Annotated in this window: 18 protein-coding genes; 2 read left to right on the forward strand and 16 right to left on the reverse strand. The window is 65.3% G+C overall.

Annotation, left to right across the window (positions count from 1 at the left end; genetic code table 11):
- Positions 1–36: 36 nt before the first annotated feature.
- A complete protein-coding gene (locus EMQ25_RS04685) occupies positions 37–681 on the forward strand; it encodes a GntR family transcriptional regulator (RefSeq protein WP_127187414.1) in 645 nt (214 codons plus the stop codon).
- Here EMQ25_RS04685 and EMQ25_RS04690 read toward each other — a convergent pair whose 3' ends face one another.
- The 4 genes from EMQ25_RS04690 to EMQ25_RS04705 are packed head-to-tail and all read right to left on the reverse strand — an operon-like array spanning position 682 to position 6,826.
- Positions 682–3,609, reverse strand: coding sequence for an FAD-dependent oxidoreductase (locus EMQ25_RS04690; protein ID WP_127187415.1), 2,928 nt, complete (start codon positions 3,607–3,609; stop codon positions 682–684). It abuts the gene before it with no gap.
- Positions 3,606–4,505, reverse strand: a complete 900-nt coding sequence (locus tag EMQ25_RS04695; protein ID WP_127187416.1) for a dihydrodipicolinate synthase family protein — start codon at positions 4,503–4,505, stop codon at positions 3,606–3,608. Before EMQ25_RS04695 ends, EMQ25_RS04690 begins: the two co-directional genes overlap by 4 nt.
- A 3-nt stretch (positions 4,506–4,508) precedes the next feature.
- A complete protein-coding gene (locus tag EMQ25_RS04700) occupies positions 4,509–5,549 on the reverse strand; it encodes a phosphotriesterase family protein (RefSeq protein WP_127187417.1) in 1,041 nt (346 codons plus the stop codon).
- Entirely contained in the window at positions 5,546–6,826 is a 1,281-nt protein-coding gene (locus tag EMQ25_RS04705; RefSeq protein WP_127187418.1) for a M20/M25/M40 family metallo-hydrolase, read from the reverse strand. The genes EMQ25_RS04700 and EMQ25_RS04705 overlap by 4 nt, the downstream gene beginning before the upstream one ends.
- Positions 6,827–7,001: 175 nt before the next feature.
- Between EMQ25_RS04705 and EMQ25_RS04710 the strand changes: the two genes are divergently transcribed.
- Positions 7,002–7,418: a DUF3830 family protein gene (locus EMQ25_RS04710; protein WP_127187419.1), complete on the forward strand. Its 417-nt coding sequence runs from the start codon at positions 7,002–7,004 to the stop codon at positions 7,416–7,418.
- 15 nt (positions 7,419–7,433) lie between these two features.
- On the opposite strand, the gene hydA is transcribed toward EMQ25_RS04710, so the two are convergent.
- The 12 genes from hydA to EMQ25_RS04770 form a co-directional block, all read right to left on the reverse strand.
- Positions 7,434–8,858, reverse strand: a complete 1,425-nt coding sequence (gene hydA, locus EMQ25_RS04715) for a dihydropyrimidinase (RefSeq protein WP_127187420.1) — start codon at positions 8,856–8,858, stop codon at positions 7,434–7,436.
- 56 nt (positions 8,859–8,914) lie between these two features.
- Positions 8,915–10,483 carry an ABC transporter substrate-binding protein gene (locus EMQ25_RS04720; RefSeq protein ID WP_158625955.1) on the reverse strand — a complete coding sequence of 523 codons (1,569 nt, stop codon included), beginning with the start codon at positions 10,481–10,483 and terminating at the stop codon, positions 8,915–8,917.
- Between the two features lie 144 nt (positions 10,484–10,627).
- Complete coding sequence (locus tag EMQ25_RS04725; protein ID WP_127187422.1) at positions 10,628–11,596, reverse strand: oligopeptide/dipeptide ABC transporter ATP-binding protein; 969 nt, start codon at positions 11,594–11,596, stop codon at positions 10,628–10,630.
- On the reverse strand, positions 11,593–12,579 hold the full coding sequence (locus EMQ25_RS04730; protein ID WP_127187423.1) for an ABC transporter ATP-binding protein: 987 nt from the start codon (positions 12,577–12,579) through the stop codon (positions 11,593–11,595). The genes EMQ25_RS04725 and EMQ25_RS04730 overlap by 4 nt, the downstream gene beginning before the upstream one ends.
- A complete protein-coding gene (locus EMQ25_RS04735) occupies positions 12,576–13,448 on the reverse strand; it encodes an ABC transporter permease (protein ID WP_127187424.1) in 873 nt (290 codons plus the stop codon). The genes EMQ25_RS04730 and EMQ25_RS04735 overlap by 4 nt, the downstream gene beginning before the upstream one ends.
- A gap of 3 nt (positions 13,449–13,451) precedes the next feature.
- Entirely contained in the window at positions 13,452–14,507 is a 1,056-nt protein-coding gene (locus tag EMQ25_RS04740) for an ABC transporter permease (RefSeq protein WP_127187425.1), read from the reverse strand.
- 137 nt (positions 14,508–14,644) lie between these two features.
- On the reverse strand, positions 14,645–15,889 hold the full coding sequence (locus tag EMQ25_RS04745) for a metal-dependent hydrolase family protein (protein ID WP_127187426.1): 1,245 nt from the start codon (positions 15,887–15,889) through the stop codon (positions 14,645–14,647).
- Positions 15,886–17,550, reverse strand: coding sequence for a hydantoinase B/oxoprolinase family protein (locus tag EMQ25_RS04750; RefSeq protein ID WP_127187427.1), 1,665 nt, complete (start codon positions 17,548–17,550; stop codon positions 15,886–15,888). Before EMQ25_RS04750 ends, EMQ25_RS04745 begins: the two co-directional genes overlap by 4 nt.
- Positions 17,551–19,587 (reverse strand): hydantoinase/oxoprolinase family protein, encoded by a 2,037-nt coding sequence (locus EMQ25_RS04755; RefSeq protein WP_127187428.1) that lies wholly within the window; start codon positions 19,585–19,587, stop codon positions 17,551–17,553. It abuts the gene before it with no gap.
- A 12-nt stretch (positions 19,588–19,599) separates the two neighbouring features.
- Complete coding sequence (locus tag EMQ25_RS04760; protein WP_127187429.1) at positions 19,600–20,376, reverse strand: ATP-binding cassette domain-containing protein; 777 nt, start codon at positions 20,374–20,376, stop codon at positions 19,600–19,602.
- On the reverse strand, positions 20,373–21,350 hold the full coding sequence (locus tag EMQ25_RS04765; protein ID WP_127187430.1) for an ABC transporter ATP-binding protein: 978 nt from the start codon (positions 21,348–21,350) through the stop codon (positions 20,373–20,375). The genes EMQ25_RS04760 and EMQ25_RS04765 overlap by 4 nt, the downstream gene beginning before the upstream one ends.
- Positions 21,347–22,183, reverse strand: a complete 837-nt coding sequence (locus EMQ25_RS04770; RefSeq protein ID WP_127187431.1) for an ABC transporter permease — start codon at positions 22,181–22,183, stop codon at positions 21,347–21,349. The genes EMQ25_RS04765 and EMQ25_RS04770 overlap by 4 nt, the downstream gene beginning before the upstream one ends.
- Positions 22,184–22,185 lie beyond the last annotated feature (2 nt).

Genomic DNA, 22,185 nt, shown 5'->3' on the forward strand with positions numbered 1-22,185 from the left:
CGGTGGTAATGATGTGATTTGCAGTGAGGGAAGACCGTGCAGGAGGCTCAACGCCCGGGTGCAAAGCTTGCAGATGATGCGCTTTCGGATCGAGTCCATGCGGCGGTGTCGAAGCTGATCAAGTCCCAGCAGCTGCATGGGGGCGACATCATCGTGGAGTCGCGGCTCGCCGAGCTGCTCGGTGTGTCCCGTACGCCGCTGCGCGAGGCTCTTCAGAAGCTCGAGGGCGAGGGTCTCGTCGTCAAGAATGGTCGATCCTTCGTCGTCCGCGCGGTGGGGCTGGCCGAATACCTGCAGAGCCTCAAGGTGCGCGAACTGCTCGAAGGCGAGGCGGCCAGCCTCGGGGCCGGCCGCGTGCCCGCAGCCGCGATCAAGACCGTCCGCGAGAACATCGACAAGCTTCTTGCCGCGCCCACCTATCTGCCGGAGGCGCACTGGCAGTCTGATGACGAGGTGCATGCGCTCGTCTCGGACTATGCGGGCAACCCGGTGCTGGCGACCATGATCCGGCATCTGCGCATGGTCACGCGTCTATACGAGACGCTGAACCTCGCCGACAGGCTCGTTCCCGATGCGACCGAGCACCTCGAGATGATCGCGGGGCTCGAGAGCGGCGATGGCGAGCAGGCCCGGCAGAAGGTCCAGTCGCACCTGCGCAGCCTCTACCGCGCCTCGATCTGATCAGCCGAAACGCGACAGCGTGAAGTATTCGATCGCCCGGCCCGGATCCTGTCCGGCCGCGAGCGCAGCCGTGATCTGCCCCATCATTGGGCCAAGCGTGTAGCCATTGGCCGTCGCCGCAACGAGGACGTTCGGATGGCCGGGGAGGGCGCCCAGCAGCGGCGCTCCATCGATGTTGATGTTCATCGCCGCCCAGCTCCGAAGCAGATGCAGGCCTGCCATCGCAGGAACCGTGCGCTCCGCAACCCACAGATTGCCCTCGATACTTTCGCGCAAAACGCGGCTATAGCCTGTTTCCTCATGTATCCCGGCCGTCCACGCGCCGCCGATTATGAGATTGCCATTGCTCGCCTGCTTCATGGTCAGGTGCCGGTCGGCATGGGCGACGAGCTGCTTGAGGATCGGCCGTGTCGGTTCGGTGACCAGCATCTGCAGTGGCGCGCCGGAGATCGGCAGGTTCGTGCCCAGCATCTGCCCAAGGTGCCGCGTCCAGCCGCCGGCGGCGAGGACCACGCGGGTAGCCGTGATCTCTCCACCGGCGGCGCTGGAGATCGCATAGTCGGCCCCCGACGCTTCGATCCGCGTGATCTGATGGCCCGCGATGAACCGTGCCCCCGCAGCCTTTGCCGCTGCCACGATCGCCGGCGTGCCCTTCAGCGGATTGATCTTGCCCTCGGCTGCGCAATAGGCCGCAACCACCATGCGCTGCGATATTGCCGGCGCGAGCGCAGCCAGCTCCTCTCGGCCGATCACTTGAGTATCGATGCCCACCGCGCGCTCGGCAGCAGCCTTCTGACGGAGGAACACGGCCTGCGCCTCGTCCTCGGCGACCATCAGACCACCGGTCGTCACGATCTCGAAATCCGAACTGAGCTCGACTTCGAGCGCCTTCCAGAGCGCGACGGAGTCGCGCTGGAGCGAGAGCGTCTTCTGGGCGGGGCTGCCCCCCGCCATGGCCTTGCTGCCGAAATCCCAGCTCAGGAGCTGGACGTGGAGGCTTCCCGCATTGCCGCCAGAGGCCTGACTATTGGGCGCGCTGCGGTCGACCACGACAACGTCCATGCCCGCCCGGGCCGCATAAAGCGCCGTGGCTGCGCCCGTGACGCCGCCGCCGATGACGACGAGATCGGCGCGTGCCGGCAGTGCATCGGAGCGATGGGCGCCGCGCGGGATGCGGTCCGTCGGGACCTCGCGATGGCCGCCCCATTCGCCCTTCTCCACCGCCAGCGCCGCGACCGGAACCGGTCGGGCCGGCGCCTGCGGCGCGAACAGGTCCGCTTCGCTCGCCCCGGAGAGATCGCCCCGCAACATCTTCAGGGCCCGTCCGGCACAATAGCGCCCCTGGCAGCGGCCCATGCCGAGCCGCGTCCGTCGCTTGAGGCTGCCCAGATCCTCGACACCCTCGTCTCGCATGGCCGCGATCTGGTACGCGGTGACGTTCTCGCAGCGGCAGATTACGGTGTCCGGTTTCGGTTCCGGAGCTTTGACCGCGGGCTCGAAAAGCGTCCAGAGATGGCGCTGGAAATCGAGCGCCTGCGAACGCCTTGCCCGCGCCGGCGCGTCATCCCCGCCATCCCGTCTCAAGGCGGTCAGGATGTCGCGAGCGGCGATTTCACCTGCGGCAAGAGCGGCCTGGCTACCGGCGATCCCGGCGCCGTCGCCGGCGACCCACACGCCGGACCGCGTGGTCCTGCCCTTCTCGTCGCGCCGCGGCCTTGCACTGCCGGTTGCCGGATCGACCTCCACCGCGCCGCCCAGCATGCGCAGCACCTCGAGCGATGGCAGAAAGCCATAACCGAGACTGACCGCGTCGGCTTCAAAGCGCCGGACTCGACCATTGGCACCCCTGGCTTCCACCGTCTGCACACGGCCTTCACCCAGTAGCGCGGTGACGATCATGCCCTCATGGATGGGCACGCCATGGCGCATCAGTTCGGCCCGCATGCGCACCCCCTCGAATGCGAGCGCTGGCGCTGCCCTCGCCATGCCGAGCAGGTGAGGAAGCGTTCCGAGCCGGCTCGGCCGCGCGCTCTCGAGAACCGCAACGACTGTCGCACCGCCTCGTGCGAGCTCAAGCGCGACCTGCCAGTTCAGCGGGCCATTGCCGGCGACGAGCACGCGATGGCCGGGGCTGACGCGATAGGCGCGGGCGAGGGTCTGGGCGGCACCGGCCGTCATCACGCCGGGAAGCGTCCAGCCCGGCACATGGTGCGGCGCTTCATAAGCGCCCGTCGCGATCAAGACGGCCTTGGCCGCGATCCGGCCTGCGGTCCCGTTCGACAGAACGGCGAGCTCGGGGTGTCCGGCGCTACCGATGGCGGCCTGCCAGACCATCGCACCTGTTCGGATTTCGGCACCGGCCGCGAGCGCGGCTTCGCGCCGTTGCAACCCGTCTGCAAACTGCTTGTCCGTCGGCTGGTCAGCGAATGTGTGCGAGGGCGCCAGGGGTTTGAAATACTGCCCGCCCGGCGCGTCGCGCTCGTCGAGCAGAACGACCCGCGCGCCGCCGCGGGCAAGGATTTCAGCTGCCGCAAGCGCCGCCGGGCCAGCCCCGACGATCGCGACATCCCTTTCCTCAAGGGGCGCCTCCGCCTCGGGCCGGCTCGCGAGCGCGGCGAGTGCATTGCGGTCCGGGTCGTGGCGCTTGATCTGCATGCCCGGAGCGAGCTTGGTCATGCAGGCCCGCTGCCCACCCTTGCCGTCGATTTCGACGAGGCAATCCTGGCATGCGCCCATGCCGCAGAAGAGGCCGCGCCGATCCCCGACACCGGCCTGGCGCAGGTCGAGCACGCCCGATGCCGCAAGCGCGGCCCCGATCGTCTCGCCTTCAAGCCCCGTCAGATCATCGCCTTCGAAGGTAAAGCCGATCGTTTCGGCTGCCGTCGCTATGCCCGGCGAAACGAGCCGCAGCCCGCCAATGCTGGTCACGCCGGCACGCTCGCCAGTTCGGCGCCGGCCTTGCGCAACGCCTCCCGCATGGCGGGGATTTCATTGCCCGGAAGCGGCAGGCGAGGGGGCCGCGGATCGCCCACATTGCGGCCCATCGCTGCGAGCGCCGCCTTGGACGCCGAAACATAGCGATGGCCACCAACGAGCCTGATGACGGGCAGGACGCGCTTGTAGACGGCGCGGGCGCCTTCGATGTCCCGGCGATCGGCGCAAAGGGTGAAGATGTCGGCCATCTCGCCCGGCATGATGTTCGAGCCGACGGCGACCCAGCCTTCCGCCCCGGCGAGGAAGGATTCAAAACCCATAATCCCGCCGAAGACCGTCATCCGCTCCCCACAGAGTTCGAGGATGTCGCGGATGCGCGTCACATCCATCGTCGATTCCTTGATGTAACTGACGGTGTCGATGCGCGAGAGGCGTTCGACGATCTGCGGGGTCAGGTCCACATTGGCGGTCGCGGGGTTGTTGTAGATCATGATCGGGATCGAGATCGCCTCGCCGATCCGACGGAAATGCTCGAAAAGCTCGTCCTCGGTGGGTGTCGAGTAGAAGGGCGGAATGATCATGACGCCGTCTGCCCCCATCGCTTCCGCCTCCCGCGAATAGCGGATGACGTCGTCGGTCGATTCAGCGCCGGTGCCGACCAGAACGGGTACGCGCCCGGCCGCACTATCGATCACCGTCTGCGCCACGGCGCTGCGTTCGTCATCGGTGAGCGAGAGGAATTCGCCGGTCGAGCCGAGGGGCACGAGGCCGTGGATGCCGGAGCGGATCTGCCAATCCACGAAATCGCCGGTCGCGGCGAGATCGACCGCACCGCGTGCGTCGAACGGGGTGATCATGACGGTGTAGGTGCCGCGGAAGCTCTTGCTCATTCTCTATTCCTGGTTGAACGTCGGCACGTCGAGCGTCAGTAGGCGCAAGGGCGTGCGTCTCAGCAATATGTCGATCTGCTCGGGCGAAAAGCCTGCCCGTGCCATGAGGTCGGGTCCGTTTCTCAAGAGGTGACCGTAGCCATGCCCGCCCCAGTGCGTCATGCGGGTGCAGGTGCAGATGTCGTGACTGACGAGGATGCGGTCGGCCCATCCCTCATCGAAAAGGCGCCGGATCAGGTGCAGCCGCTGGAGGTCGGTAGGCAGCTCGACCTCGCCGAACCAGTAGTGGGACTGCTCGATGCCGAAGAAGTCCCACTCCACGCAGACACCGGTGGCAAGCAGCTCCCGAACGCCAGAGCCGTCGGGGTAAGTGCGGTCCATATGGCAGATGACGACCCGAGAGAGGTCCGCACCGGCTTCCGACAGGATCGAAACGATCTCGAAGGGCGCATCGCGATGTCGGCCAGGGTGCACGCTGATCGCAGCGCCGGTGCGTCGGCTCGCCCGTGCAGCCGCCACGAGGGCCCGCCGCTCGACCGGAAGGATCGGATAGGATGTTCCTATTTCCCCGATGAGCCCGGCACGGACCATCGTGCCATCGAGCCCGCTCTCGACCTCGGCGATGAACCGTGCCTCGAGCCCATCGATATCGAGGGCCAGGGTTTCGGCATCGAGATAGTCGGCAACATAAGTCCCGGCCGCTGCCACCACATGGACGCCCGAGGCGCCGGATGCCGCGCGAAGACCTTCCGGATCCCGGCCAATGCCGAAGGTGCTCTGGTCGACGAGCAGGCTGCCGCCGTCCTGCGAGAAGCGCTCGAGCTCAGTCGCCGCGATCTGCGGGTCCGTCTGGCGGGCATTATTGCGGTTCTCGTTCGAGCGATAATCGACCTGCCAGCGATTGGCGAGGGTGATCGGCGCGTCATCGACCGCGGCGCGCTCGGCCGGACGAACGAGGTCGTAGAGCAGATGCTCGTGAAAAACGATCCGGCCGATGGTCTCGGCAGGCACGTCGCCTCTTACCGTCCTGACCATCCCGCTCATTGGACGACCCCGCACCAGCCGATGATGCTGGCCGCCGTAACCTTGACCGCCCGCAGATAGTCCTCGCGGTCCACCCACTCGTCGATGCCGCCGGCATGGGTGAGGTCCCCGCAGAGCGGGCCGAAACCGAGCGTGGGAATGCCCTTCTGAACGATGGGATTGCGAATGTCCGAGGAGGTGTGCATCGGGTTCACTTCGGGTTCGAACCCGCAGACCTCCGCAATCGCGTCAGAGAGCGTCTGGTAAAGGGGATGTGTGGCCGCGACCTCGATGCCCGTGACCCCCGACAGCCAATCAAGGCGCGGCGGGTTTTCGGTCAGGAACGGGTCTGCTGCTATCGCAGCATGAAGGGCCGCCTCGACCTCCTTCTGCACCGCTTCGAGCTTTTCGCCCGGTGGAAAGGAGATGGCGCCCGAAAAGGTCAACGTCTCCGGCATGCGCCAGAGCGGGGCCGTGCCACCAAAGTCAATCGAGGAGATCATGAGGTTGGTGGAGCGGCCTACGGCCGCGTCGAGCAACCTGTGGGTCACGCGCGTGGCGCGTTCGGCATCGAGCGCCTTCAGCGCCCAGATGAGCGCCAGTGCCTTGTCGAGGGGATTGACGCCGAGATGGGAAAAGGCGGTCTGGCCCGGTTCATGGGTCTCGGGCGGCATGCCGCTTACGGTGATCGCGAATTCGAGCTGGCCGGATGTCAGCGCCTTGATCTCGTGCATGCCGACGCCCGATTCGGCGGGATGCAGATAAAGCGCAGCGTCGGCGTCATAGCCTTGATGGAGCACTGCTGCGACGCCGCGCGCATTGTTCTTGCTGGGTGTGCTTGCAAAGATCACGTCCCCGGCGAGCCTTATGCCGGCGCGTGCGATCATCTCCATCGCCGCAATGCCCGTAGCAACGCCGGCCAGATCATCCGCGATGCCCCACCCGTACACGCGGCCATCGTGGATGGAGGCGCTGAATGGCGGACGGGACCAATGTCGCGCGCTTGCGGTAGGTTCACTGTCGGGGTGGGCAAAGATGATGAGGCTGCGACCTTCGGCAGCCTGCCCGTCGAATCGGCCGACGATCGAGCGTCGTTCGCCGCGGGCGTCGGCGGCACCTGCGGCGAACTCGTCGACGAGCGGCACGTCGCGGGGTTCATAGCGTAGCGCCTCGACATCAGCTCCGGCTGCCGACAGACGCTGGATGACGAGGCTCTGCACGGCTTCTTCGCCGTCGTGCTGAAGTCCGACCAGCGCCTGCAGAAGGCCGATCACGTCGCCCTCTGCCTCATCGATCACGCGGAATATCTCCGCTGCCGCCGCGCCTGTCACGCCCTGCACTCCAATTCGCCTGCGCTATGCTCTACATTGACAGGAGAGTTACACATTCTGCATACAACTTCAATGCAATGGTAATGCGTACTCACGACTGGATGCGCTCGCCGCCCGTCCGAAACCGCAAATGGAGAAGAGCATGAAGAAACTTCGCGTCACCGCCGGCCCTTACACCTTCGAGGGGCATCTCGAAGAGGAACTCGCCCCCAAGACGTGTGCCGCCTTTGCCGCACGCCTGCCTTACAAGAGTCAGATCGTGCATGTGCGCTGGAGCGGTGAAGGGGTCTGGGTGCCTTTGGGCGACACCGATTTCGGCGTGACCTACGAGAACCACACGAGCCATCCCGCGCCCGGGCATTTCCTGCTCTATCCCGGCGGCATCAGCGAGACCGAAATCCTGCTCGCCTATGGCGGCGTCGACTTCTCGAGCAAGATGGGGCAACTCGCCGGCAATCACTTCCTGACGCTCACCAGCGGCCTCGAAAACCTTCCCGCACTCGGCAAGAAAGTGCTTTGGGAAGGCGCGCAGGATATCCGCTTCGAGTTGATCGACTGAGCTCTTAGGCGGGCCTCAGGCCCGCCTTTCCTGCTCGGTCACGAGTGCCGACTTTCCGCGCGCCAGATGCCGGCCTCCTGGAGCCGCCCCGGTCGGCTCTCCGCCCGCGACGACCTGGGTACCGCGAAGAATGACCTCCACCGGCCAGCCCTTGATCATCAGCCCCTCATAGGGGGTGTAGTCGGCACCGTGGTGGAGCCGCTCCTGGCTGATCGGGCGCTCCAGTTCCGGATCCCAGATGACGAGATCCGCGTCCGAACCTTCGGCGATCTGGCCCTTTTGCGGATAGAGCCCATAGGTCTTGGCGTGATTGGTCGAGCCCAGTGCGACGAACCGTTCGAGGCTGATCCGACCCTTGCTCACGCCCTCCGAAAAAAGGATCGGCAGCCGCGTTTCCACGCCGGGAATGCCATTCGGGATCCACCGGAAGTCCGTCCGTCCGCGGGCGTTGAGCTTTCCGGCCTCGTCGTCATAGCGGAACGGGCAGTGATCGGAGGAAAAAAGGTCGAATACGCCGCCCTCTATGCCTTCCCAGCAGGCGATCTGGCTGTCCGTATCGCGCGGGGGCGGGGAGCAGACGAATTTCGCGCCCTCCCAATTGGTCTTGTCGAGGTCGTCCGCGGTCAGGACCAGATATTGCGGGCAGGTCTCGCCCACCACCGGACGGCCGCGCGAGCGGGCGCGGGCGATTTCGTCCATCGCCTGGCGGTTCGACACATGTACGATGACCACCGGCGTCTCGATGATTTCCGCAAGCGAGATGGCGCGATGGGTGGCTTCGCGCTCGGCGATTGCAGGCCGGGTGCTCGCGTGATGGCGCGGCTCGACGTCGCCGCGGGCGACATGCCTGTCGATGAGGAAGCGGATGGCGTCCTCGTTCTCGCAATGGACCATGACGAGTGCGCCGGTCTCGCGCGCGACATCCATGGTTTCAAGGATTTCCCGATCGTTCAGCTTCAGTCCCTCATAGGTCATGAAGACCTTGAACGAGGTGTAGCCGTCGGCGACGAGTGCCGGCAGGTCCTGGCCCAGCACCTGCGGGGTAGGGTCGCTGACGATCAGATGGAAGCTGACATCGGCGTGACATTTGCCGTCTGCAAGAGCGTGGTAGGCCTTCACGACGTCCCGGAGGCTCTGTCCCTTCTGCTGCAGTGCGAAGGGCAGGATCGTCGTCGTTCCCCCGCAGACCGCCGAGAGCGTGCCGCTCTCAAAATCATCCGCCATCACGATGCCGTCGCCCGATGGCTGGGAAATGTGCACGTGGCTATCGATGCCCCCGGGCACGACGATCTTTCCGGTCGCGTCGATGGTCCGGTCCGCGGAACCGAGATCCGTGCCGAGCGCGGCGATCAGCCCGTCTTTCACGGCGATGTCGCACTGGCGCACCTGATCGGCGGTCGCCACGGTGCCGTTGGAGATGATGAGGTCGTAATGGGCCATTGCGCTACACTTCAAGCTATTGGGGCGGCTCGATGAGCCGCCCCGGGGGTCTTGGGTCAGTCCGCGGCGGGTCTCACCGCCGCCAGATCGACCGTCCAGGTGGGATGGTACGAGACATTCTCGACTGCAGCCGAGCTTACCAGCGTTGTCGGCGGCTGGAAGAGGGGAATGTAGGGGCCGGTCTCGTTCAGCGCCATCTGCCATTCCTTGTAGATGGCGTCGCGTTCGGCCGGATCGAGCGCGAGCGCGGCACGGGCCGCGATCTCCTCGATGACCTCGTTGCTGCCCTCGGCCCAGCCGACGCGCAGACCGACGAGCTTGCCCGGGTTGAAGGCGAGGTAATAGCTCGGGTCGGGGAAGGCGGGGCCCCACCACTGCACGCTCATCTCGAGTGAGCCGGCGCGATAGCCATCGAGATTGGTCGCGACCGGCTGCGGCACGAGATTCACGGTGACGCCGATCTCGGCCAGGTCAGCCTGGATCTTGGCGCCCAGATCGCCGAACGAAATGCCGTGCTTGGCAATGTCCGAAGCGTAGGCCATCTCGACGGTCGGGTTCTCGATGCCGCTACGCGCAAGCGCCTCGCGGGCCCGGTCGAGATCGCGCACCGGAGCCTCTTCGCCCGGCACCGTGCCGAGGAGGATGGAGGGGACGATGCCCCCGGGACGTCCGGCGCCTTCGCCGACGATATTCATGATGCCATCGAAGTCGATCGCGTAGCGGACGGCTTCAACGAAATCAGGATTGCTCGTCGTCTCTGAGACTTCCGGGTTGGCGTTGAGGAAGACGAAGCCCATGTCCGATCCCGGCTGGGAAATGACGGCTGCGTCGTCGCCGAGCGAACCCACCTGGTCGGGCCGCAGGTCGATCGCGATATGGCTGACCCCGCGCATGATGTTCATCTGCTGAGCGGTGTTGGCCACGTTGCGGATGACGATTTGCTCGAAGGCAGGGGCTTCGCCCCAATAATTGTCGTTGCGCTCGAGGACGACCTCGGAGGCAATGTCGAACTTGGTGAGGATGTAGGGGCCCGAGCCGAGCGACGTGCCCGCGAGGAAGGCGTCGGCTGTGTCGGACTGGCTCGCTTCCTCGGTATCGAGGCCGCCATTTTCCTTCATCACATCGGCATTGAGGATGGCGAAGGCGGGGTAGGTGAGGCGGGCGGGCAGGCCGGGGTCGGAGAACGTCGACGTGGCGACGATCTCGTCATCGGCCTCGCCTGCCGAGAAGCTGATCTCGGCCAGCATGAAGGCGGCACTGCCTTTGACGTTCTTGGCCCGGTTGAGCGAGAAGAGCACGTCGTCGCGGGTAACGGGCGAGCCGTCCGAGAACGTCGCGCCCTCGCGCAGCTTGAAGGTGAAGACGGTCGCGTCCTCGTTGGCCGTCGGCAGTTCTGCGAGGCCCGGAACGATCGTGGTGGCGTCCCCTTCCTCGAAGGTGACGAGCGTCTGGTAGACCGCGTGCAGGAAGAGGCTGGCGGTCGGCTCGAAGGCGCGGGCCGGATCGGCCGTCTTGAGCTGGAAGACCGTGTCGACGACTAGCGATTCCTGCGCCTGTGTCATCGCTATCGTCGATACGCTGCCGAGCGCGGCCAAAGCCAGCGCTCCGATTAGTTTCTGCACCATCATGACTCCCCTGATCTATGCTGCAACTGGCCCCGCCCGGCTGCTGCCCGGCGATCGGCATAAGCAGTGCATACAAATGTAGTACAGCATACATACAGGCGCTGTGCAATGGCGATCGTGTGGGCAGGCTTGCGTCGTGCACAGTCAGTAGGCGTCGGCCCGCACTCTCTGTTCCATTGCCGCGGCCACGTGGCAGGCGACGCTGCGCTCGGGCCGGAGCCTCTCGCGCAGGGGCTCCACGGTCCGGCATTCGGCAATCGCTGTAGGGCAGCGAGGATGGAAACGGCATCCAGCAGGTGGGCGAGCCGGATTGGGCACATCACCGGGCAGGTCGGCTGGCAGCATGCCGAGCCCGTCCGGCCGCGGAATGGCGCCGATGAGGCTGCGCGTATAGGGGTGAAGTGGATCGCGCCAGACGGACGCGCTCGGGCCGGATTCCACGATCTTGCCGAGATACATCACCGTCGTCACGTCCGCGATGGTGCGAACGATGGCAAGGTCGTGCGAGATAAAGAGAAGGCCCATGTCGAGCTCGCGGACGAGCGTAACGAGCAGGTTCGCGATCGCCGCCTGCGCCGATGCATCGAGCGCCGAGATCGGTTCGTCGGCGACGATGCAGCGCGGGCGCGCGGCGAGGGCGCGCGCGATGGCGATGCGCTGCCGTTGTCCGCCGGAGAACTGGTGGGGATAACGGTCGGCGAAGGCAGCGCTGAGGCCGACACGCTCGAGGCATTCGCCAACGCTCATGGCGGTATCGCCTGCCTCGGTCGCAACCTGGCCACCTTCGGCGATGAGCTCGCCGACGCGTCGCCGTGGGTTGAGCGATGAGAACGGGTCCTGGAACACCATCTGCAGCTTGCGTTCTGCCTTTGGCCGAGCGCCGCGCCGAAGCGGCGTCAGGGGCGCACCGGCAAAGGTGATGGTGCCGCCCGATGCCGGGACGAGACCGACGGCGGCCTTGCCCAGCGAGGACTTGCCGCAGCCCGATTCGCCGACAAGGGCAACGATCTGGCCGGCCTCGACGTCGATATCGGCGCCCGCGACGGCGCGAACCGTGGTGCCGGCATGCCCGGCATAGCTGACTTCGAGATTGCGGATCGACAGGAGGCTCACGCGGCCATCTCCCCAAGCGGATCGATCGTGCAGGCAATCGCTCGGCCCGGCGCGACCGTGCGAAGGGCCGGTTCGGCCGTCCGGCAGACCGGCTGGGCGAACTGGCAGCGGGGATGGAAGGGGCAGCCCTGAGGGAGTGCGCCGATCGCAGGCGGCGTGCCTTCGAGAGGGCGCAGGACCATTTCCTCGCCCCGATCATGGGGCAGGGCGCCGAGCAACCCATAGGTGTAGGGATGGCGCGGGCGCCCCAGTACGTCGCCGCGCATGCCCTGCTCGACGATGCGGCCGGCATACATCACGGCAACGCGGTCGGTGAGCGCGGACATCACGCCCATGTCATGGGTGATCAGCAATACCGAGAGGCCAAGCTCGGTCCGCAGGCGCTGCAGCAGCCGCAGGATTCCCGCCTGCACGGTAACGTCGAGCGCGGTCGTGGGTTCGTCGGCGATCAGCAGCTTGGGCCCGCAGCAAAGCGCCATGGCGATGGCGATCCGCTGCCGCATGCCGCCCGAGAACTGATGCGGGTAACGCCTCAGCGCGGTGGCGGCGTCGGGGATGCGCACCAGTTCCAGAAGTTCGATAGCGCGTTCGCGCGCCGCCTTGGCATCGACACCGCGATGGTGGCGCAGGTGTTCGGTCAGCTGTCGCTCGATGGACAGCATCGGGTGGAGCGCGGTCATCGGGTCCTGGAACACCATGGCGATGTCGCGCCCGCGTACGGCCGAAATTTCTGCGGGCCCAAGCCCAACGAGGTCGCGGCCTTCGAAGTCGATCCGGCCGCTCATCCGACCGCCGGGAGGGAGGAGACCCAAGAGGCTCAGCGCCGTGATGGTCTTGCCGCTGCCGCTTTCGCCGGCAAGTCCCACGATGTCCCCGCGCCCGATTTCGAGGCTGACCTCGCGCACGGGAAAGAGCCGCTGCCCGTCCGCCGAGGGCAGGCTGATCGTCAGCGTATCGATCGCAACCAGCGGCGCGGCGCTCATCGGAAAGCCTTGGTGGATTTGGGATCGAAGGCGTCCCGCAACGTGTCGCCCAAGAAATTGGCGGCCAGAACGACGGCGAGAATGGCGAGGCCCGGGAAGACGCTCATCCACCACTTGTCGAAATATTTTGACCCTTCGGAGACCATGGATCCCCATTCGGCAGTGGGGGGCTGGGCGCCCAGCCCGAGGAAAGAGAGGCCCGAGAGGATGAGCACCGCATGGCCATATTCGAGCGCGGCGAGCACTACGACCGGACCGGCGACGTTCGGCCGGATGTCGCGCCAGAGCGCGCGTCCCGACGATGCGCCGAGCAGCCGGCTCGATTGCACATAGGGCTCGTCGCGAAGCGTGAGGATCATCGAGCGGACGACGCGCGCATAGATTGGCCAGCTGACGATGACGACCGCAAGGACCGCATTGAAGAGGTTGGGGCCGAGCGCCGCGACCACCGCCATGGCGAGGATGATATCGGGAAACGCCATCACGAGGTCCGCCGCGCGCATGATGAGCCCGTCGATCCAGCCCCCGAAATATCCCGCGATCGCACCCAGGATGGTGCCGATGACGGCCGAGAGCACCACCAGCTGCGCGGCATAGGGCAATGAAACCCGGGCACCATGGACGACGCGACTGAAGATGTCGCGGCCGAGTTGGTCCGTGCCGAACCAGTTCTCGCCGTTGGGCGGCAGGAACCGGCCGAAGGCTTGTGCATTGGGATCGAAGGGGATGATCCAGGGGGCGAGAATGGCGAGCATCACGATGATCGTCAGCATGCCGGCGCCGATGATGCCGAGGGGTTGAAGCCACGCCGAACGCATGCGGCCTGCAGGGCGATGGATGTCGAGGGTAGAAAGCGGAGAGACCGTCATCTGCTAGCCCAGCCGAATGCGCGGGTCGACGACCGCATAGAGGATGTCGACCACGAGATTGACGAGAATGTAGACCGCCGCGATCACGAGGCTGACGCCCATGATAGCGCGGAGGTCGAGCGCAAGCGCGCTCCGGTAGGCGTATTCGCCGAGGCCGGGCCAGGAAAACACCGACTCCACCAGCACTGCGCCGCCAAGCATCCGCCCGAACGCCATGCCCGAGACCGTGATGATTGCAGCAAGGGCCGGACGCAGAACGTGGCGCATGACGACGACGCGCTCGGGCATCCCCTTGGCGCGGGCAGCGCGAATATATTCCTGGTCGAACGCCTCGAGCATCGCGGCGCGCGTGAACCGGGTGATGGCGCCAATGGTATAGATCGCGAGTACCATTGCCGGCAGCGCGATGTGTGAGAGGGCTTGTCCGAGGACACGCCAGTTTCCGGTGATCATGGCATCGATCGTATAGAGGCCCGTGATCGTCATGGGCCCTGAGGCGCCGGGCGGAAGCCTGCCGACGCCCGGCGACCAGCCGAGCTGGAAGAAGAAGACGTAGAGGCAGACGAGCGAAAGCCAGAATGTCGGTACCGATACGCCCGCGAGCGAGACCACGCGGATCACCTGATCGGGCCAGCGGTCGCGGTTCACCGCAGCGATGATGCCAAGCCCGACCCCTCCAATCATCGCCACGGTCATGGCGACGATGGCGAGTTCGATAGTGGCGCTCATATACTGTGCGAGGTCGGCCGCCACCGGGCGGCGCGTCTGCAGCGATTGGCCGAAATCGCCCTGGAGGAGGTTGGTGACGTAGATGAAATATTGCTCGGGCAGGGGCTTGTCGAGCCCGAAGCGCTGGCGGAAAGCCTCGACCGTCGCCGGATCTGAGGAGGCATAATCGCCGAGGCTGGCGGCGACGGGGTCGCCCGGTACGACCTGTGTCAGGGAAAAGGAGACGAGCGTCACCCCCACGCAGAGGAGGATCCCGATGGCAAGGCGGCGCAGCACGAAGCGCAGCAGGCTTGGCAGCGCATACCAGCTCTGCCTCACGACATTACCCATCTGCGAACCGTCTCCCCAAACCGCTCATGTGCAATGAATGTAATATGTATGCAATCGGAGTACAGCGCAAGCGGGAGAGCGGGGTCCGCGCTGGTTGTGGAACGCCCGGCCGGAGGCGGGCCGGGCGTTCCCCTGGGTCAGGCCGCCGCGAAGAGGGATAGGTCGTCCCGCACCGCACGTCCCGATTGGATCACGCCGACGACTTTGTTGTCGGTCTGCCCGAAGCAGGCGAGCCCGTCATAAGGGTTGGCATCCACGATCACGATATCGGCGTAGGCGCCCTCGATGATCTGGCCGACAAGGCCCTCCATGCGGACGACCTTGGCATTGTTGACGGTCGCATGGCGCAGCGCCTCGACCGAACCGCAGACCGTTTCGTGGATCATGAGCCCGTCGCCCTGATAGGTCTTGGGCGACCAGCACAGATCGGTGCCATAGCCGACATTGACGCCGGCCTCGAGTGCGACCTCGAGCGATTTGAGCCCGCTTGCCAGCACCTCGGCATTCTTCTCGGCGTTCTCCGGGGCCCAGCCAAAGCTGAGGCCATACTTGGCGTCGGCTTCATAGGTGATCAGCGTCGGCACCAGATGCGCGTCGCGTTCGACCATGATCTTTGCTGTGTCGGGGGTGAGGAAGTTGCCGTGCTCGATGGTGCGCACGCCACATTCCACGGCCCGCCTAATGCCCAGATCGGCATAGACGTGAGCCATGACATAGCGATCGACCCGCGTCGCTTCCTCGACGATGGTGGAAATTTCCTCGAGCGAATACTGCGGGTGAATAAGCTTGTCGCCCGGCGAGCTCACGCCGCCGCCTGCCATGATCTTGATCTGGTCGGCGCCCTGGCGAACGTTTTCGCGTACGGCCCAGCGCACCTGGTCCACGCCGTCGGCGATCATCGAGATGCCGCCGATCTGGGACGAGCAGGCGCAGGTATCGGCGCGCCCGCGATGATCGCCATGCCCACCCGTCTGGGACAGGATCCGCCCCGCAACGAACATCCGCGGCCCCTCGAAGAGGCCCTTCTCCAGGGCTGCCTTGTGCCCCTGGTCGGCGCCACCGGCGTCTCGGACCGTCGTGAAGCCACGCTGCAGCATCCCGCGCAGATGAATGCCGGACCTCGCCGTCATCTCCGACGCCAGGATCTGTCCGTTGTCGTGGAACTGGCCGATGAAGACATGCGAATGGCAGTCGATGAGGCCCGGAGAGAGGTAGCGCCCTCCGACGTCGACGCGCCGCGTATCGGCGGGGACGGCGGTCTCCTCGACGATCGCGGAGATCTTCCCGCCCGCGATCACCACCGCCTTGCCCGCGACGATGTCGCCGGCGACGACGTCGACGATTTTGCCCCCGGTGATGGCGTAGTCCTGCTGCTGTGTCATTTCTCGCTCGTTTCTGACTTTGCGTGCAGCCCCTCGGCCGTCACGTATCCATTGCGCAGATCATACTCGATGGCGGCTTTGTCCCGCTCCTCAGGAGCGCCCCAGCCGGATCCGCCCGCACTGAAATTCTCGAAGCATTCGCCTGCCTTGAGGTGCTGGCGATACATGCCCACCGACTTCTCCCGGTCCTCCCCGGGCCAGAAGACCATGCGGTTGTGCACGGGCGAAGGTTCGCCGCCCTTGAGGCCCCATCCGCCGGTCTTGGACTTCTTCTTCATCGAGATGATCTCGATGTCCCCGACAGCCCTGACCCGGCGGCGGACCCCCACACCGCCCCGGTGCTTTCCGCGACCGCCCGAATCCGGGATGAGCTCAAGCGCCTCATGGAAAAGGTTCGACTGGCGCTCCAGCACCTCGATTGGGGTATTCCGGACGGTGCTCGTCGATGGATGCTGCAGGCAGTTGGCCCCATCGTGTCGATGGGTTCCGCCCCAGCCGATCCCCTCATTGTTCGAAACGACGTAGCGCTTGCCCGTCCGGTGGTGCGCGCCCAGTGCCATGAAGCCGGGCTCATCCCCGCCAGAGGCCGCCGGCAGCCAGTCGATCACCGGCGCCAACGCCTTGGCGATCAATTCGAAGGCCACCATGTGCGTCCAGGGCATATAGGTCGCGGCGGGGTAGACCGCGTGAAAAAGATTGCCCGGGTCGGCCTTCACATCGAGGGCCATGTAGTTCCCGTGATTGCTCGGGGTGTCGGCCGACGTCAGGAACTTGAAATAGGTTTTGGCCATCGAGACCGTCGCGCCATAGGGGACGTTCACAGGCCCCCTGACCATGGGATCCGAACCATTGTAGTCGACGATGAACTGGTCCTCGGTGATCGTGACCTTGACCTCCATGCGGATTTTGTCGTCCGTCACGCCGTCATCGTCCAGCCACTCCACCGCGGACCAGCTGCCTTTGGGCAGGCTCTTCAGGGCTTCTCGGGTCTTTTCGTGGGAGTGGGCGAAGAATGCATCGATCGCGCCGAGCACGCGCTCGCGGCCGAACTTGGCGTAGATCTCGCGGACCGAGGCCTCGCCGGTTCTGAGGCATGCCACCTGCGCGCCGAAATCACCCTTGATCGCCTCTGGCAGTCGCGAATTGGCTTCCAGGATCCGCCACAGATCCTGATCGAGCTTGCCTTCCTTGATCACCCGTACCCCCGGGAAGATGATCCCTTCCTGGTGCACATCGGTGCTGTCGATAACGTAGCCGGCATCCTTGGCCCCCAGGTCGAGCCAGTGCGCGCGCACGCAGAGGAACATGTCGATGTTCTCTCCGTCGATGAAGACGGGGGTCATCAGAAGCGCGTCCGCCAAATGCGCAGAGTTCCAGTATGGATAGTTGAGCATCACCACGTCGCCGGGGCGCAGGCTCTTCATGTCCATGTTTTCGAGCAGCATCTTGAGGGCATAGTCATTGCCGCCGATGAACGAGGTGATCCCCGCCGCTTCGGCGACCATCCGGCCCTTGGCGTCGGCGATCGAGATGCCGAAATCGAGAACTTCGTAGATGACGGCATTGAACGCGGTGCGCACGAGGGTGCGGCGCATCTGTTCGGCCGCCGACAGGAATAGCGCCGAGATGATCTCGATTTCGGCTGCTTTGCTGATGCTCATTTATGCCTCCACCCGGCGCACGCTGATCATGCCATACCCATCCACGACCAGCGTCTGGTTGCCGTGGATGGCGAGGGACGAGCCTTCGTCGATGACGAGGAGAGGGCCCCGCCGCGCTTCGCCCGGAACCAGTGCGTCGCGGCTCACTTTCTCGCAATCGACCATCTGGCCGCTGGCCTGATCGAACATGCGATGCGGCCGCGATGCGGCAAGGGTCGTGCTCGGAGCGATCGGGGTCGCAAGGTCGGGCTTTTCGGTCGGCACGACGAGCCGCGCAAGGATTGAGACGACTTCGGCTTCGTTCTCGAAAGTGTGGCCGAAGCGCTCGAGGTGCGCCTGCGAGAAGCGTTGGAAAAAGGTCTCGGCGCTGTCGTCACGGAGATAGGGCACCGACAGCGTGTGCTCCTGTCCCACGAAGCGGATGCGGGCAAGGAATGAGACCTCCGGGCTGACGGCCTCCCCGACTTTCTCGCGCAGCTGCGTAACGCTCGACCGCTCGAGCGCATCGGCCTGATCGCGGAAGCGGATCATGGTATCCGGCGAGATCACGCTGAGGACGGACGCGGCGTCCGAAAAGGTGAGATCGCCCGCCATCATGCCCCAGGCCGAGAAGACCGAGGGCAGGGGCGGGATGACCAGTTCGGGCATTTCCAGTTCGTTCTGCAGCATCGGGGCGAGCAGCGGGCCGCAGCCGCCGAAGCCCAGCATGGCGAATTCGGAAGGGTCTAGCCCGCGCTCCAGCATCATCTCCTTGATCGAGGATGCGGTGCGCGAAATCAGAACGCTGAACATCGAGCGCGCCGCGTCCTCGACCGAAATCCCGAGCGGATCGGCGATACTTGTCTTCAGCGCCGCGGTCGCGAGGTCGGTGGCGACGCTCATCTGGCCGCCCATGAAATTGGTCGTGTCGATATAGCCGAGGATGACGGCGGCATCTGTCACCGTGGCGTCCGTGCCGCCGCGGCCATAGCAGGCAGGACCCGGTACGGCCCCGGCGCTGTGCGGTCCGACCCGGAGCAGCTTGTTATCGATCCACGCGATCGATCCACCGCCCGCGCCCAGCGTGCGCAGGTCGAAGATCGGCTGGAGCATGGGGAAGTTCTCGATGCTGGCCTCGAAGACGTCGAGCGGCTGGGAACCGACGATAAGGCACGCATCGAGGCTCGTGCCGCCGACGTCGACCGAAAGCACGTTCGGACGCTCCGTCGCGCGTGCGACATAGAGCGCGCCAGAGACGCCGCCGGCTGGTCCAGAGAGGACGGTGGCGATCGGCTCGGATTCGGCGAGGCTGAAGGTCAGTGCGCCCCCCGACGAGTTCATCACGTATTTGCGGCCCGCGAACCCCTGGCTCTCGAGCCCGTCTGAGACCCGTCCCAGATAGTTCTTGAGCACCGGCTTGATATAGGCGTCGAGCACTGCCGTGCTGGTGCGCTCATACTCGCGGTACTCGTTTGCGATCAGCGCTCCGGCCGAAACCTCGACGCCGGGCACGTGCTGGCGGATGAGCTCGACAGCGCGTTTCTCGTGATCGGAATTGGCATAGGCATGCAGGAAGCTCACCGCGATGGCAGCGCACCCGTGCCCTTCATGGAGCGATCGCGCGGCTTCGATGACGGCGGTCTCGTCGAGCGGCGTGACCTCGGTTCCCTCGAAATCCATGCGTCCCGGCACGCCCCTGATCAGGTGCCGCTCCACGAGGGGTTTCGGCGTCTCATAATCGAACCGGTACATGTGCACGAAATCGAGGCTGCCGCGCGCGATCTCGAAGATGTCGCGGAAGCCCTCATTGGTGATGATGCCGACCTTGGCGCCCTTCCGCTCGAGGATGGCGTTGAGCCCCAGCGTCGTGCCGTGGATGAAGTCCGAGATCGCCTCGGCCGGCGCATCCAGCGCGCCGATGGATGCGATCACGCCCTGTGCGGGGTCGTGGGGCGTGGTGGGCAGCTTGAAGGCCTTGAGGACCTTGCTGTCCACATCGAACGCGACCACGTCGATGAAGGTGCCCCCGATGTCGATGGAGAGCTTGTAGCGGCTCATGAAAACCTCAATTCAATAGACCGCGGCCAGGAGGCGCTCGGTGTAGGCGTTTCGAGGATGGGTCAGCACGTCCTCCGCGCTGCCCTCCTCCACGATGCGACCCTGGTGCATCACGTAGACCCGGTCGCAGATCAGCCGCACCACGTTCACGTCGTGCGAAATGAAGATGATGGTGAGGTCCCGCTCCCCGATCAGCTTGACGAATAGCTCCAGCACCTGGGCCTGGATGGAGACGTCGAGCGATGAGAGGGGTTCGTCCAGAACGAGCAGTTCCGGTTCGACGGCGAGCGCCCGCGCAATCGCGATGCGCTGGCGTTGTCCGCCTGAGAACTCGTGGGGATAGCGGTCTCCGCAGTCGGCAGGCAGGCCCACTTCGTCAAGCAGTTGCGCCACGCGCGCGCGCCTCGTCGCCTTGTCCATTTCGGGCCGGTGCAGAACGAGCCCTTCCATGATGCTCGCAGCCACCGTCGCGCGGGGATTGAGGCTCCCATAGGGGTCCTGGAAGACGATCTGGACGCGGGACTTGAAGCGGAAACCCTCTTTCTTGTCGAAAGCGGAGACGTCCGCCCCGTCGAAGAGATAGGTGCCGGCATCGAACCCGGTCAGGCGGGTCACGATGTTTGCGACGGTCGACTTGCCGCTTCCCGACTCCCCGAGAATGCCGACGACCTCGCCACGGCCGACCGTGATGTCGATGTCCGACAGCGCAAAGCTCCGGTTCTGGACGAGGAGGCGTTTGCCGAAGGTCTTGGCCACGCCTTTCAGGGATACGATGGGATGCCCGCTCATGCGTCAGCTCCCCGTCCGAGCAGGCACGCACTGAAGCGCCCGGGCTGGTCGCCGTTGAGCGGCAGCTGGGTCTCCCGACAGATGGGCTCGGCATAGCGGCAACGAGAGGCGAAGGCGCAGCCCTTGGTCCCGAAGCCGGCGCCGACCGGCTCCCCCGGAATGGCGCGGATATCGGCCAGGGTCTTCTCCTTGCTCGGAATGCACTCGAAGAGCGCTTCGGTATAAGGATGCACCGTGCGGCTGCCGATATCGTCAGCGTGCGTGATGTTGTGTAACTGCCCGCCATAGAGCACCGCAATCCGATCGACGCTCTGGCGCAACAGCTCCAGATTGTGACTGATCAGGATCAGCGCCATGCCATGGCTCCGGCAGCGCCCGAGCATGAGTTCGATGACTCTGCGCTGGGTGATCGCGTCGAGCGCAGTCGTCGGCTCGTCGGCAATCAGCAGCTTGGGCTCCTGCGCGAGCGCGATGGCAAAGACGATGCGCTGCCGCATTCCGCCCGAGAACTGGTCGGGAAACTGGTTGAAGGCGAGCTCGGGTTCGGGGATGCCGACTTCGCCCAGCACTTCGATCGCCCTAGCTTTCGTGCGCTGTGCGCCCATGGGCATGCCGCGCGCGAGGTAAAGCGCTTCGGTAATCTGCTTGCCCACCCGCATGGTCGGGTTGAGCGAGGAGAATGGATCCTGCGGCACGAAACCGATCCGCCCGCCGAGGAGCTTGCGCGCGGCCCGCGCATACCCTTGTTCCGGCAAGAGCTGCCCGTCGAACCGAACGCGCCCAGAGACGAGCTCGGCATCGTCTTGAAGGCCGAAGACGGTCCGCGTCAGCAGCGTCTTGCCAGACCCCGATTCTCCGACGACCCCAAAGGCCTCGCCCGGCTTCACCGAAAGCCCGACCCCGGTCACCATCTTCCGACCGTTGCTGCGCAGCGCGACCGTGACGTCATCCATCGCGAAAAGGGCTTCGGTCATGGCTGGCGGCGCCGCGAGGTGGGGTCGAGTTCACGCCGCAGCATGTCCCCGATGACGTTGAAGCTGAACGCGGTCAGGAAGATCATCAGCCCCGGAGCAAGCACGATCCACCAGCCGTTGGCGACGTAGGAGCGACCATCCGCAATCATCGCGCCCCATTCCGGCATGGGGATCTGTGCGCCGACGCCGATGAAGGAAAGGCCGGAGATCGCGAGCATGATCGCCGAGATGTCGAGCGTGACCTGCACGATCAGCACATCGAATGCGTTCGGGATGACATAGCGTGTGACTTTCGCATGCGTCGGGACACCCAGAGCGTCCGCGCTCGCGATGAATTTGCGGGACAGGATGTCGACCGTCACCATGCGCGTGAGGCGCGCGTAATTGGGCCACCAGCTGAAGATCAGTGCCCAGATCGCCGCCTCCAGGCTCGCGCCGAGGGCCGAGGCAAAACCCAGCGCCAGGATGAGCGGGGGAAAGCCGAGCCACACATCAGCGAGCCGCATCAGCATGTTGTCGATCGGTCCGCCGACGAAAGCCGAGAACATCCCGACTGCGCAGCCGAAAACCACCACCACCGAGAGAACAGCAAGGGTGGAAAGAATGGTGATCTGCGCGCCGTGGAGGAGGCGGCTCAGTACGTCCCGACCCGAGCCGTCTGTGCCGAGCAGATGCTCCCAGGATGGCGCCTGCAGCCGGGCCCGAAAATCGATCTGGGTTGGATCGAACGGCGCGAGCCATGCCCCGAAGATTGCGAGCAGGATGACGATGGCCGCGAGGATGAGAGCGGTGCGCTCGACATTGGTACGCGCATAGGTCCAGAGGGTGCGCATCG

Source organism: Arsenicitalea aurantiaca (assembly GCF_003994485.1).
Taxonomy (GTDB): domain Bacteria; phylum Pseudomonadota; class Alphaproteobacteria; order Rhizobiales; family Devosiaceae; genus Arsenicitalea; species Arsenicitalea aurantiaca.

Coding starts and splice junctions, on each gene's coding strand:
- EMQ25_RS04695 (WP_127187416.1), bottom strand. CDS start 4,505: ATGAGCAAGAGCTTCCGCGGCACCTACACCGTCATGATCACCCCGTTC.
- EMQ25_RS04700 (WP_127187417.1), bottom strand. CDS start 5,549: ATGAGCGGGATGGTCAGGACGGTAAGAGGCGACGTGCCTGCCGAGACC.
- EMQ25_RS04710 (WP_127187419.1), top strand. CDS start 7,002: ATGAAGAAACTTCGCGTCACCGCCGGCCCTTACACCTTCGAGGGGCAT.
- hydA (WP_127187420.1), bottom strand. CDS start 8,858: ATGGCCCATTACGACCTCATCATCTCCAACGGCACCGTGGCGACCGCC.
- EMQ25_RS04720 (WP_158625955.1), bottom strand. CDS start 10,483: ATGGTGCAGAAACTAATCGGAGCGCTGGCTTTGGCCGCGCTCGGCAGC.
- EMQ25_RS04730 (WP_127187423.1), bottom strand. CDS start 12,579: ATGAGCGCCGCGCCGCTGGTTGCGATCGATACGCTGACGATCAGCCTG.
- EMQ25_RS04735 (WP_127187424.1), bottom strand. CDS start 13,448: ATGACGGTCTCTCCGCTTTCTACCCTCGACATCCATCGCCCTGCAGGC.
- EMQ25_RS04740 (WP_127187425.1), bottom strand. CDS start 14,507: ATGGGTAATGTCGTGAGGCAGAGCTGGTATGCGCTGCCAAGCCTGCTG.
- EMQ25_RS04745 (WP_127187426.1), bottom strand. CDS start 15,889: ATGACACAGCAGCAGGACTACGCCATCACCGGGGGCAAAATCGTCGAC.
- EMQ25_RS04750 (WP_127187427.1), bottom strand. CDS start 17,550: ATGAGCATCAGCAAAGCAGCCGAAATCGAGATCATCTCGGCGCTATTC.
- EMQ25_RS04755 (WP_127187428.1), bottom strand. CDS start 19,587: ATGAGCCGCTACAAGCTCTCCATCGACATCGGGGGCACCTTCATCGAC.
- EMQ25_RS04760 (WP_127187429.1), bottom strand. CDS start 20,376: ATGAGCGGGCATCCCATCGTATCCCTGAAAGGCGTGGCCAAGACCTTC.
- EMQ25_RS04765 (WP_127187430.1), bottom strand. CDS start 21,350: ATGACCGAAGCCCTTTTCGCGATGGATGACGTCACGGTCGCGCTGCGC.
- EMQ25_RS04770 (WP_127187431.1), bottom strand. CDS start 22,183: ATGCGCACCCTCTGGACCTATGCGCGTACCAATGTCGAGCGCACCGCT.